Annotated in this window: 9 protein-coding genes; all 9 read left to right on the top strand. The window is 68.5% G+C overall.

Going from position 1 to position 12,867, the window contains the following annotated elements; all coding sequences use genetic code 11:
* Positions 1-469 precede the first annotated feature (469 nt).
* The 9 genes from ACUDTM_RS13055 to ACUDTM_RS13015 are packed head-to-tail and all read left to right on the top strand — an operon-like array spanning position 470 to position 12,820.
* On the top strand, positions 470-2,101 hold the full coding sequence (locus ACUDTM_RS13055; RefSeq protein WP_072167390.1) for a TldD/PmbA family protein: 1,632 nt from the start codon (positions 470-472) through the stop codon (positions 2,099-2,101).
* A gap of 30 nt (positions 2,102-2,131) precedes the next feature.
* Positions 2,132-3,766: a TldD/PmbA family protein gene (locus ACUDTM_RS13050; protein ID WP_061479900.1), complete on the top strand. Its 1,635-nt coding sequence runs from the start codon at positions 2,132-2,134 to the stop codon at positions 3,764-3,766.
* Positions 3,767-3,786: 20 nt separating this feature from the next.
* On the top strand, positions 3,787-5,121 hold the full coding sequence (locus ACUDTM_RS13045) for a TldD/PmbA family protein (RefSeq protein WP_353762445.1): 1,335 nt from the start codon (positions 3,787-3,789) through the stop codon (positions 5,119-5,121).
* Positions 5,121-5,828, top strand: a complete 708-nt coding sequence (locus tag ACUDTM_RS13040; protein WP_005421001.1) for a DUF4159 domain-containing protein — start codon at positions 5,121-5,123, stop codon at positions 5,826-5,828. Before ACUDTM_RS13045 ends, ACUDTM_RS13040 begins: the two co-directional genes overlap by 1 nt.
* Positions 5,829-5,844: 16 nt before the next feature.
* Entirely contained in the window at positions 5,845-6,828 is a 984-nt protein-coding gene (locus ACUDTM_RS13035; protein ID WP_061479903.1) for an AAA family ATPase, read from the top strand.
* A 7-nt stretch (positions 6,829-6,835) separates the two neighbouring features.
* Positions 6,836-7,732, top strand: a complete 897-nt coding sequence (locus ACUDTM_RS13030; RefSeq protein WP_072167393.1) for a DUF58 domain-containing protein — start codon at positions 6,836-6,838, stop codon at positions 7,730-7,732.
* Positions 7,729-8,850 carry a BatA domain-containing protein gene (locus ACUDTM_RS13025; protein ID WP_227836867.1) on the top strand — a complete coding sequence of 374 codons (1,122 nt, stop codon included), beginning with the start codon at positions 7,729-7,731 and terminating at the stop codon, positions 8,848-8,850. The genes ACUDTM_RS13030 and ACUDTM_RS13025 overlap by 4 nt, the downstream gene beginning before the upstream one ends.
* Entirely contained in the window at positions 8,847-11,015 is a 2,169-nt protein-coding gene (locus tag ACUDTM_RS13020; RefSeq protein WP_111007873.1) for a hypothetical protein, read from the top strand. The genes ACUDTM_RS13025 and ACUDTM_RS13020 overlap by 4 nt, the downstream gene beginning before the upstream one ends.
* Positions 11,012-12,820 carry a hypothetical protein gene (locus ACUDTM_RS13015; RefSeq protein ID WP_111007874.1) on the top strand — a complete coding sequence of 603 codons (1,809 nt, stop codon included), beginning with the start codon at positions 11,012-11,014 and terminating at the stop codon, positions 12,818-12,820. Before ACUDTM_RS13020 ends, ACUDTM_RS13015 begins: the two co-directional genes overlap by 4 nt.
* Positions 12,821-12,867 lie beyond the last annotated feature (47 nt).

The following is a 12,867-nucleotide window of genomic DNA, read 5'->3' as shown; positions in this document are numbered from 1 at the left end:
CCACCCCGCCTTCGACAGATTTCCGCGATCTGTCGGAAGTGCTCTTGGGGTCAGATCCGTTTTCCACAGGAAAACGGATCTGACCCCGGATTCATTTCGATACCTGACAGATGTGTCGACCAAGGTCGACACCTACCAACAGCCGCAGGAATCTGTCAGAGGTGGGGCGGTGTCGGATTGCGGGGTGTCAGCCGCATGGATGCGGCTGCCAAGCCTCCATGGACGGATTCACGGCGTCCCCGCAATCCGACACCGCCCCGCCCACCCACGGAATGCCGCTCTGGCTCTGGCTTTGGCCGTTGCCGTTGCCGTTGCATTGAGCAGGTGCAGGGCTGCAAGCCCTGCCGAAACCCTCCCCAACCATGACTGCAGTCACTTGCCCGGTTGCGCCGCGCTGGCGAAAGTCGAGGAGTTGACGTGATCGGTCCGGCGCGTTGCCGACCGCACGCAAGCGAGAGAGAGAAACGCTGTGCAACGACGTGAGTTCCTGGCTTTTTCCGGCCTGGGCCTGGCCGGCCTGCTGCTGCCGCATTCCCGTGCCATCGCCGCCGAGCAGCTGCTGGCGCCGGTCGATACCGCCCAGCGCCGGCGCTTGGCCGAGGTCGCGCTGGCCACCGCACGCTCGGCCAAGGCCAGCTACTGCGATGTGCGCATCGGCCGCTACCTCAACCAGTCGGTGATCACCCGCGAGCACCAGGTCGGCAATGTGACCAACCGAGAATCGTCCGGCGTGGGTGTGCGGGTGATCGTCAACGGCGCCTGGGGCTTTGCTGCCACCCATCAGCAGACCGAGGCCGCCGTGCGCGCAGCGGTCGAGCAGGCCGCAGCAATCGCCCGCGCCAACGCCAGCATCCAGACCCGCCCGGTGCAACTGGCACCCACGCCGTCCGTCGGTGAAGTGCGCTGGCAGACGCCCATCCGCAGGAACGCGATGGCGGTGCCGATCCAGGACAAGGTCGAGCTGCTGCTGGCCCTCAATGCCGCTGCGCTGGATGCGGGCGCCGACTACATCAATTCCACCCTGTTCCTGGTCAACGAACAGAAGTACTTCGCCTCCAGCGACGGCTCGTTCATCGACCAGGACATCCACCGCATCTGGTTGCCGTTCACCGCCACCGCCATCGACAAGGCCAGCGGCAGATTCCGCACCCGCGCCGGCCTGTCCTCGCCGATGGGCATGGGCTATGAGTTCCTCGATGGCGATGCGCGCGGCAAGGTGCAGCTGCCCGGTGGCATCACTGCCTACCGCGATTCCTACGACCCGGTCGAGGACGCCATTGCGGCCGCCCGCCACGCGCGCGAGAAACTGAAGGCGCCGTCGGTGAAGCCCGGCAAGTACGACCTGGTGCTGGACCCGTCCAATCTGTTCCTGACCATCCACGAGAACGTTGGCCACCCGCTGGAGCTGGACCGCGTGCTCGGCTACGAAGCCAACTACGCCGGCACCAGCTTCGCCACGCTGGACAAGCGCGATGCCGGCTTCCGCTGGGGCAGCGACATCGTCACCTTCTTCGCCGACAAGACCCAGCCCGGCAGCCTCGGCGCGGTCGGCTACGACGACGAGGGCGTGAAGACCCAGCGCTGGGACCTGGTGCGCGACGGCATCCTGGTCGATTACCAGGCCACCCGTGACGAAGCCCATATCCTCGGCCGCGATGCATCGCATGGCTGCAGCTACGCCGATTCCTGGTCCAGCGTGCAGTTCCAGCGCATGGCCAATGTCTCGCTGGCGCCGGGCAAGCAACCGCTCAGCGTCGAGGACATGATCAAGGACGTGGAGAACGGCATCTACATCCACGGCCGCGGTTCGTATTCGATCGATCAGCAGCGTTACAACGCGCAGTTCGGCGGCCAGCTGTACTACCAGATCAAGGACGGAAAGATCGCCGGCATGGTTGAGGATGCGGCCTACCAGATCCGCACCCCGGAATTCTGGAATGCCTGCACCGCCATCTGCGATGAACGCGACTTCCGCCTGGGCGGTTCGTTCTTCGATGGCAAGGGCCAGCCGGGCCAGGTGTCGGCGGTCTCGCATGGTTCATCCACCACCCGCTTCAACGGCATCAACATCATCAACACCGCGCGCAGTCTCGGCGCTTGAGCCACCCATCCTTCGACATGGAGAGCAGCCTTGCAAAGACGTGACTTCCTGGCCCTGACCGGGCTTACCGCGGGCGGGCTGATCGTGCCCTCCTTCTTCGGCAAGGTGATCGCCGCCGAGCAGCTGCAGAGCACGCTGGACCTGGGGCTGAAGAAGCGCCTGGCCGATGCGGCGCTGGCTGCCGCCCGCCAGGCCGGTGCCACCTACTGCGACGTGCGCATCGGCCGCTACCTGCGGCAGTTCGTGATCACCCGCGAAGACAAGGTGCAGAACGTGGTGAACACCGAGTCCACTGGCGTGGGCATCCGCGTGATCGTCAATGGTGCGTGGGGCTTTGCCGCCACCAACGCGCTGGGTACGGCCGATGTGGCCAAGGCCGCGCAGCAGGCGGCGGCGATCGCCAAGGCCAATGCCGGCGTGCAGACCGCGCCGGTGCAGCTGGCCAAGGCGCCGGGCGTGGGTGAGGTGAGCTGGCGCACGCCGATCCGCAAGAATGCGATGGAGGTGCCGATCAAGGACAAGGTCGGCCTGCTGCTGGACGTCAACGCCGCCGCAATGGGCGCCGGTGCCAGCTTCGTCAACTCGATGCTGTTCCTGGTCAACGAGCAGAAGTACTTCGCCTCCACCGACGGTTCCTACATCGACCAGGACGTGCATCGCATCTGGGCGCCGATGACGGTCACCGCCATCGACAAGGCCAGCGGCAAGTTCCGCACCCGTTCGGGCCTGTCCTCGCCGATGGGCCTGGGCTACGAGTACCTGGACGGCGCCGCCGCGGGCAAGGTGGTCAGCCCCAATGGCGTGGTCAACTACAGTTCTTCCTACGACATGAAGGAAGACGCCATCGCCGCCGCCCGGCAGGCGCAGGAAAAGCTGAAGGCACCGTCGGTGAAGCCGGGCAAGTACGACCTGGTGCTCGATCCGTCGCACACCTGGCTGACCATCCACGAGTCGATCGGCCACCCGCTGGAACTGGACCGCGTGCTCGGCTACGAAGCCAACTACGCCGGCACCAGCTTCGCCACCCTGGACAAGCGCGAACAGCGTTTCCAGTACGGCAGCGAGCTGGTCAACATCTTCGCCGACAAGACCCAGCCGGGCAGCCTTGGCGCCGTGGCATACGACGATGAAGGCGTGAAGTGCAAGCGCTGGGACCTGATCAGCAACGGCAAGCTGGTGGACTACCAGACCATCCGCGACCAGGCGCACATCCTCGGCAAGACCGAGTCCGACGGCTGCTGCTATGCCGACTCGTGGTCCAGCGTGCAGTTCCAGCGCATGGCCAACGTGTCGATGGCACCGGGCAAGAAGCCGCTGAGCGTGCCGGACCTGATCAAGGACGTGGAGAACGGCATCTACATCATCGGTGACGGTTCGTTCTCGATCGACCAGCAGCGCTACAACGCGCAGTTCGGCGGCCAGCTGTTCTACGAGATCAAGAACGGCCAGATCACCCGCATGCTGGAAGACGTGGCCTACCAGATCCGCACGCCGGAATTCTGGAACGCCTGTACCGCCGTGGCCGACGAGCGCGACTACCGCCTGGGCGGTTCGTTCTTCGACGGCAAGGGCCAGCCGGGACAGGTCTCGGCGGTCTCGCACGGCTCGTCCACCGCGCGCTTCAACGGCATCAACGTCATCAACACCGCACGCAGCCTCGGCTGACCGGTCAGGAGCCCTTACACATGAGTATCTTCACCGAAGCCCAGGCCAAGGCCATCCTCGACAAGGTCATCGCCCTGTCCAAGGCCGACGAGTGCACCGCCGTGCTGACCGGTGCAATCAGCGGCAACATCCGTTTCGCGCTGAACAATGTCTCCACCAGCGGCATCGTCGACAACACCGAACTGGCGGTCACCGTCGCCTTCGGCAAGCGCGTCGGCACTGCCTCGATCAACGAGTTCGACGACGCCGCGCTGGAACGCGTGGTACGCCGTGCCGAAGACCTGGCCCGCCTGGCCCCGGAGAACCCGGAGTTCATGCCGGCCATCGGCAAGCAGAGCTACCGCGCCAGCCCGACCTTCAGCGACTCCACCGCCGCGATCGATCCGGCCTTCCGTGCGAAGGTCGCTGCCGATTCGATCGCCCCGTGCCGCGGCCACGGCCTGGTCGCCGCCGGCTTCCTGGAGGACGGCCAGGGCTTCCAGGCCACCGCCAACAGCAACGGCAACTTCGCTTACCAGCGCACCACCAACTTCGATTACACCTGCACTGTGCGCACCGAAGATGGCCGCGGTTCGGGCTGGGTCGGCCGCAACCTGAAGGACGCGGCGGACTTCAAGGCTGACCAGGACATCCGCATCGCCATGCGCAAGGCCACCGAATCGGCCGAAGCCAAGGCACTGGAACCGGGCAAGTACACGGTCATCCTGGAGCCGGCCGCAGCTGCAGGCCTGATCAGCTTCATGATGAACTTCTTCAGTGCACGCTCGGCCGATGAGGGCCGCAGCTTCCTGTCGAAGAAGGGCGGCGGCAACAAGCTGGGCGAGCAGGTCTACGACCCGCGCGTGACCATGATCGCCGACCCGTGGCATCCGGAGGCGCCGGTGCTGCCGTGGGACAACGAAGGCCTGCCGCGCGAACGCATGGCCATCATCGAGAACGGCAGGATCGCCAACCTGGACTACTCGCGCTTCTGGGCGCAGAAGCAGGGCAAGACCGCCAAGGCTACGCCTGGCAACCTGCTGATGAGCGGTGGCGACAAGAGCACCGCCGAGCTGGTGCGCGGCACCCAGAAGGGCATCCTGGTCACCCGCACCTGGTACATCCGCATGGTCGACCCGCAGACCGTGCTGCTGACCGGCCTGACCCGCGACGGCACCTTCTACATCGAGAACGGCCAGATCAAGTACCCGGTGAAGAACTTCCGCTTCAACGAGTCGCCGGTGATCATGCTCAACAACATCGAAGAGCTGGGCAAGCCGGTGCGTGTGGCCGGTGATGAGTCCAGCTTCGTGATGATGATCCCGCCGATGAAGCTGCGCGATTTCACCTTCACCTCGCTGTCCGACGCGGTCTGATGGATCGCCGGGCCTGCCTGCGCTGGTTGGCCGCTGCCGCTTCGGCGGCGGCGCTGCCAGCCTGGGCACAGGCAGGCCCGCGCAGTTCGCGCTACGACTTCTGGTTCACCCGCCTGCAGTACGACTCCGGTGACTGGGACGTGGACGCGCGCATGCCGTCCAACCTGATCACCTCGCTGATCGACTACACCTCGCTGCGCGTGGACCCGCAGGAACACGTGGTGGCCCTGGCCGACCCGCGCATGCTGGAAGCGCCGTTCTGCTACCTGGCCGGGCACACGCTGGTGGAGTTCAACGCCGCCGAACGGCAGAACTTCGTGCGCTACGTGCGCAATGGCGGCTTCGTCTTCGTCGACGACTGCAACCATGACATCGACGGCCTGTTCGCCACCTCGTTCGAGGCACAGATGGGCCGGCTGTTCGGCCCGAAGGCATTGCAGAAACTGCCCAACAGCCACGCGCTGTACCGCAGTTTCTTCCGCTTCCCGGACGGTCCGCCCGCCACCAGCTTCGAACTCAACGGCTGGGGCGACGACCTGGTGCACGACTATCTGAAAGGCATCGAGGTCGATGGTCGGCTGGGCCTGCTCTACAGCAACAAGGACTATGGCTGCGAGTGGGACTACGACTGGCGCAACAAGCGCTTCCTGGCCGAAGACAACACCCGCTTTGGCGTCAACATCGTGATGTACGCGTTGAACAATTGACAGGACCTGCACGCCCATGAACTCCCCCGACCTCGATTCCCTGCTGCCGCGCCTGGATGAACTGCGCGCCGCGCTTGCACGCGCGGTGGTGGGCCAGCACACGGTGGTCGAGCAGCTGTTGATCGGCCTGCTGGCCGGTGGCCACTGCCTGCTGGAAGGTGCGCCCGGGCTCGGCAAGACCCTGCTGGTGCGCTCACTCGGCCAGGCATTGGAACTGCAGTTCCGGCGCGTGCAGTTCACCCCCGACCTGATGCCCAGCGACATTCTCGGCACCGAGCTGCTGGAGGAAGACCATGGCACCGGCCATCGCCATTTCCGCTTCCAGCAGGGCCCGATCTTCACCCACCTGCTGTTGGCCGACGAACTCAACCGCACCCCGCCCAAGACCCAGGCCGCACTGCTGGAGGCAATGCAGGAACGCACGGTCAGCTACGCCGGCACCACCTACGCGTTGCCCGCGCCGTTCTTCGTGCTGGCCACGCAGAACCCGATCGAGCAGGCCGGCACCTACCCGCTGCCCGAAGCGCAACTGGACCGCTTCCTGCTGCATGTGCTGGTGGATTACCCCAGCGAAGACGAGGAACGGCGGATCCTGGAACAGACCACCGGCGGTGCCACCGACGCGGTGCCGAAGGTGATGGATGCCGAGGCGGTGATCGCCCTGCAGGCGGCTGTGCGGCAGGTGCATGTCAGCCCCGACGTGCTGGCCTGGATCACCCGCCTGGTGCGCGCCAGCCGGCCCGGCGAAGGCGCCCCGGCGGCGATCAACCAATGGGTGAAGTGGGGCGCCGGTCCGCGCGCCGGGCAGTCGCTGGTGCTCGCGGCAAAAGCGCGCGCCTTGCTGCAGGGCCGCTTCGCCGCCACCCGCGAGGACGTGCAGGCGCTGGCCGCGCCGGTGATGCGCCATCGCCTGCTGCTGTCGTTCGCCGCCGAGGCCGAGCAGAAGCGTGCCGACGACGTGGTCGCCGCCCTGCTGCAGGCCGTGCCATTCCCGGGTTGATCCACGCGTGAACGCCGGTACCCCGCTGACCTTGCCACCGGAACTGCGTGCGCGCCTGCGCCTGCTGCGGCTGCGGCCGCGCCTGGCCAGCGGTGCCAGTGGCATCGGCCAGCACGCCAGCCGCAGCCGCGGTGCCGGCCTCGAGTTCGCCCAGTACCGGGCCTACGAACCGGGCGACGAGCTGCGCCAGATCGACTGGAAGCTGTACGCGCGTTCGGACCGCTTCTTCGTGCGCGAATCCGAACGCGAAAGCCCGATCACGGTCTGGCTGTTGCTCGATGCCACCGCCTCGGCCGGCCAGGCCGATCGCGCGGCACCGCAGCGCACGCGCCTGGATCACATGCGCGGCGTGGCCGCCTGCGTGGTGGAACTGGCGCTGCAGCAGGGCGACCGTTTCGGCCTGCTGGCGATCAATGGCGATGGACTGCAGCTGGTGCCCGCGGCGAACGGCGCACGCCAGCGTGATCGCGTGCATCTGCAACTGCATGCCCTGCAGGCGCGCGGCACCTGGCCCGCGGCCGAACGCCTGCGGCCACTGTGGGAGCGCGTGCGCCCGGGCGACCTGCTGCTGGCGATGGGTGATGGCTTCGACGCGGCCTGCATCGTGCTGCTGGAGCAACTGGCCAGCGCACGCCGTGAAGTGGCACTGCTGCAGATCCTGACCGCCGACGAGCGCGATTTCCCGTTCGACGCCGGCCATCGCTTCCGCGATCCGGAGACCGGCGAGGAACTGCTGGGCGATGGCGCGGCGATCCGCGCCGACTACCTGCAGCGCTTCGCTGACGCACGCAACGCATTGCAGTCGCGCCTGCAGGCCAGCGGCATTGCCAGTGCCACCGGCTGGCTCGACCAGCCGTTGGATCAACCCCTGCAGGCGCTGTTCGGCCGTGGGGGCAGTGCATGACCCTGCTGTTCCCGTTGGGCCTGGCCGCGCTCGCTGCGTGGTTGCTACCGCTGCTGATCCATCTGGCCCGGCGCCATCCGTACACGCCGCTGGATTTCGCCGCGCTGCGCTGGCTGCGCGCGCAGATCCGCCCGCGCCAGCGCATCCGCTTCGATGACTGGCCGTTGCTGCTGCTGCGCCTGTTGCTGCTGGCCGCATTGGCCTTGCTGCTGGCACGCCCTGCATTGACCGGCCCCGCGCCCGTCCCCACCGAGTGGACGGTAGTGGCTCCCGGATTGGACGCCGCCGCACTGCGCGGCACCGCCGAAGAGGGCAACTGGCACTGGCTGGCACCCGGCTTCCCCACCATCGATCAGGCACCGCCGGCATCCAGCGCATCGCTGCCCAGCCTGCTGCGCGAGTTGGACGCACAGCTGCCCGCGGGCACCGCGTTGACCGTGCACGTTCCCGATCCCCTGCCCGGTCTGGACGGCACCCGCCTGCAGCTGTCGCGCGAAGTGCAGTGGCGGCCGCAACCGGTACCGGCCACTCCGCAACCGAGTGCCGCGACGGTGCCGCGTCTGCGCGTGCACAGCGATGCGCCGGCCGCCGCCCAGCACTGGGTGAACGCACTGCAGCGCGCGTGGGGCATGCAGGCGCCGCTCGCTCCTCTGTCGGCCGATGCCCTGCCCGAACGCGGCGAGATCGGCGTATGGAGCCGCAGCGATGCACTGCCGGCGAGCTGGCAGGCATGGCTGCGCCACGGCGGTCGTGCAGTGAGCGCCGGCAAGCCTGCTGGCGACGCCGGCATCCTGCTGCGCAACGCCGACGGCTCACCAGTGCTGTGGCAACAGCGCATCGGCCACGGCGTCCTGCTGTCACTACCCGGCGACTGGGATGCCTCAGGCAACGCAGCGCTGCGCGACCCGCGGTTGCCGCGTGCCCTGCTGCTGGCGCTGCAACCGCCAGCGTCACCGCGCCTCGGCGATGCACAGGACCAGGCACCACGCCGGGCCGCACTGCCCGCCATAGCGCCCCCAGCGCGTGAGCCAACCACGTGGTTGCTGCTGGCCATCGTGCTGCTGTTCGCGCTGGAGCGCTGGATGGCCAGCAGTCGCCGGCGCAGGGTGGCCGCATGAACACCCTGCAGCACGCCTGGCAACGCGCACGGCGTCGACGTGCACTCGTTACCCTGCTGCTGGGCCTGCCATGGGCGCTGGCCGCGACGACGCTGGTGCTGCGTCTGGCGGGCTTCGATATCGCCTGCGTGGTCGGCACCGTCAGCGCGCTCGCCTGCGCAGCGCTCGCCACGGCACATGCCCGCCAGCTGGACCCACAGTGGGTGCAGCGCCAGCTTGATGCCAGCGGTGCCAGCGAGGACAGTGCCGACCTGCTGTTCGCCGATGCCGCCATGCTCAATCCGCTGCAGCAGCGCCAGCGCGCGCATGTGCTGGCCACGCTGGAGCGCGCGACACCGGACCTGCGTCAGCGCTGGCCGCGCAGGGCGTTGGCCCTGAGCTGGGTCGCAGGCCTGGCGATCACTGCGCTGGCATTCGGCTGGTCACGTTCCGGCCCCGACTCCGCGCCGGCCCGCACATCGGCGCCTGTCAGCACGGCTGCCGCCGGCCCGCTGCACCTTCAGTCCACGCGCCTGCGGATCGACGCACCGGCCTATACCGGCCAGGCCACGCGCACCCAGAACGCGCTGGATGCCAAGGTCGCCGCGGACAGCCGGCTGTCGTGGTCGTTGCGCTTCGATCGCGCGCCGGACAAGGCATGGCTGCAGTTCCACGACGGCCGCCGGCTGCCGCTGAGCGAGCAGGATGGGCAGTGGCTGGCGCAGGATGTGGCGCGCGTGCCTGTGCTGTACCGCGTGGTGAGCGAACCTGCACTGGCCCAGACCCGCCTGCATCGCCTGGACGTGGTCGCTGATCGTGCGCCCAGCGTGCGCGTGCTGGAGCCCGCCGCGACCCTGGTGCTGGGCACGCCCGGGCAACGCCAGTGGTCGTTGCGCTTCGAAGCCAGCGATGACTACGCCGTGGCCACGCAGGCAACGCTGTCGATCACCATTACCCAGGGCAGCGGCGAGAACATCACCTTCGTTCGCCGCAGTGTCGGCCTCACCGGCAGCGGCGAAGCGACTGCACGGCGTTTCGCGCACAGCCTCGACCTGGCTGCGCTGGGCGCGCAGCCCGGCAGCGATGTCATCGCCCAGCTGGAAGTACGCGACAACCACGCGCCAACACCGCAGGCCGGGCGCAGCAGCAGCGTGATCCTGCGCCTGCCCAGCGCCGAGGTTGCACTCGGTGCCGAACTGGAAGGCCGCATCAAGAAGACGCTGCCGGCCTACTTCCGCAGCCAGCGGCAGATCATCATCGATGCCGAAGCGCTGATCCGGCAGCGACGCAGCCTCGCCGCCGAGGACTTCGTGAAGCGCAGCGATGCGATCGGTGTCGACCAGCGCATCCTGCGCCTGCGCTACGGCCAGTTCCTGGGTGAGGAAAGCGAAGGCGCACCGAAGCCGCCGCCGACCAGCGACCTGCCCACCAGCGATGCGCCAGCTGCAGGCAGCCACGACGACGAGCACGAGCACGACCATGGCACCGAGGCCGGGGCACACGATGAGCATGGCCACGATCACGGCGGCAAGGCGTCCAATGCCGATTCGCCACCGGTGTTCGGCAGCGCCACCGATGTGCTCTCCGAATACGGCCACACCCATGACCATGCCGAGGCCGCGACCCTGCTCGACCCGCAGACCCGGGCCACGCTGAAGGCCGCGCTGGACCAGATGTGGTCGGCCGAAGGCGAGCTGCGCCAGGGCCGGCCAGAGCAGGCGTTGCCGTTTGCCTACAAGGCGCTGGGTTTCATCAAGCAGGTGCAGCAGGCCGAACGCATCTATCTGGCCCGGGTCGGGCCAGAACTGCCACCGATCGATGAAGGCCGTCGCCTCGGCGGTGATCGCGCCGGACTGGCCAGTCGTGAACTGCCGTTGGCCGCACGAACCCCGCCCGACCGGGCCATCGTTGAAGCCTGGCAGCGCCTCGGTGATGACACCAGCGTGCCCGACCTCGATGCACTCGCTGCCTGGCAGCAGCGCAATGCCGCCTACCTGCCCGATGCGCTGGATCTGGCTGCCGCCATCGAGCAGCTGCGCATCGAGCCCGGTTGCCGCGACTGCCGCCAGCGCCTGCGCGCTCAGTTGTGGCGGGCGCTGCAGCGTCCACTGCCGCAGGCGATGCGGCGCGGTGCCGCCGATGCGATGGGCCAGCGCTACCTGGACGCGCTGGAGGCGCAGCCATGAACCCCTCCGGCCTGAACCTGTGGATCGTCCTGGCACTCGCTGTGATCGTGGCGATCGCCAGCGTTCGCCAGTCGCGCAACAACACCACGCACCGTGGCCGCCGCTGGGGGGTGATCGGACTGCAGGTCATCGTCGCCACGCTGCTGTATTTCTGCCTGGTGCCGCCCACCCGCCAGCAACCCGCAGGCGGGCTGGTTGTGCTCGGAATCGATGCCAGCAGGGCCGGCGCGTTCCCGGCCAGCGAAGGTCCGCTGTGGCTGTTGCCGGAAGCTGCCGATGTGCCCGGCGCAAAGCGCGTACCCGACCTGGCCACCGCGCTGCGGCAGCATCCGGCCTCCACGCTGACGCTGGTTGGTGCCGGCCTGGTCGCGCGTGACCGCGACGCAGTACTGCCACGCGACGTACGTTGGCAGCCGACAGCACCGCCGCGCGGCTGGGTCGCCTTGCAGCCACCGGCCGACGCCGCGCCCGGCGCACGCTTCGAGGTACAGGCACAGGCGCGTGGCGTTGCCAGGGCAAAGGCGGAACTGCTCGACCCGGCCGGCAGCGTGGTCGATCGCGCGGATGTTGCCGACGATGGCCACGTTCAGTTGAGTGGCATCACCCGCGCCGAAGGCCGCAGCGTGTTCCAGCTGCGCCTGCTCGATGCCGACGGCCATGTGGTGGACAACGTGCCGGTGCCGCAGCAGACCCTGCCGGCGGCGCCGTTGCGCCTGCAGGTACGCGCCAGCGCGCCGGGCCCCGAACTGAAGTACCTGCGCCGCTGGGCAGCCGATGCCGGCATCCGCGTGCAGGTGCAGGCCGATACCGGTGCCGGCCTGAGCGTCGGCGACGGCGCCTTGCCGCTGGACGCGGCGTCGCTGGCGCGCAGCGATCTGCTGCTGCTGGACGAGCGCAGCCTGGCGGCATTGAATGCCGCCCAGCTGGCCGCTGTGCGGCAGGCGCTGCGCGAAGGACTGGGCGTGCTGGTACGCAGTGCGGGCGCGCCTTCGGCCAGCGCGCGCCAGCGCCTGCACGATCTGGGCCTGCCGCTGCGGGGTGATGGCAGCAGCCAGGTCCTCGAACTTCCCGGCGACGGCGAGAGCGCGGTCCTCGCCGCACGACGTGGCCCGCTCGCCGCGGGTACGCTGCCGACCGGCTACGGCGAAGAGGCAGACCGCAGTTCGCACGACGCCGCGCTGCCCACACTGGAAGCACTGGGGCTGCAGGTACCTGGCAGCAACGCGCTGCTGCACGATCGCACCGGCAAGGCTGTCGGTGGCTGGCGCGCTACCGGCAAAGGCCGCATCGGCCTGCTGCCCATCACCGACAGTTGGCGCTGGGTGCTGGCCGGCCGCGATGACCGCCACGGCGAACTGTGGAGCGGCGTGGTTGCCACGCTGGCGCGGGCGCAGGGCAGCGCTGAGGCGCTGTGGTCGCCACAGCCGATCAGCTGGGCGGGCGAACGGCAGGCGCTGTGCGGCGTGCAGGCGCCGCTGCAAGCCTTCAACGCACGCGGCGAAGGCACGCCGCTGATCGTCGATGGCGCGACGTCAGACCTGCGTTGCGCGGGCTGGTGGCCGCGCGAGGCGGGCTGGCAGCGCCTGCAGCACGGTGACGCTACCCTCTGGCGCTATGCGTTCGACCCGAAGGACGCGCCCGCGCTGCATCAGCAGGCAATGATCGATGCAACCACGCAGGCGCTGGCGGGCAGCTCCCCGGCAACCGCGTCGCTGATGCAACCCGTGCCGGGATCGCGCTGGCCGTGGTGGCTGGCGTTCGTGCTGTGCGCATCGCTGCTGTGGTGGTTGGAGCGGCGGCGCTGACCGCGACGATGGGATCGCGGGCGGCATCCACGCATGGCGTGGATCTA

This window comes from Stenotrophomonas maltophilia group sp. vghtpe118 (assembly GCF_052605195.1).
The sequence above is the reverse complement of the archived record's forward strand: the minus strand, read 5'-3'. Positions and strand labels throughout refer to the sequence as shown.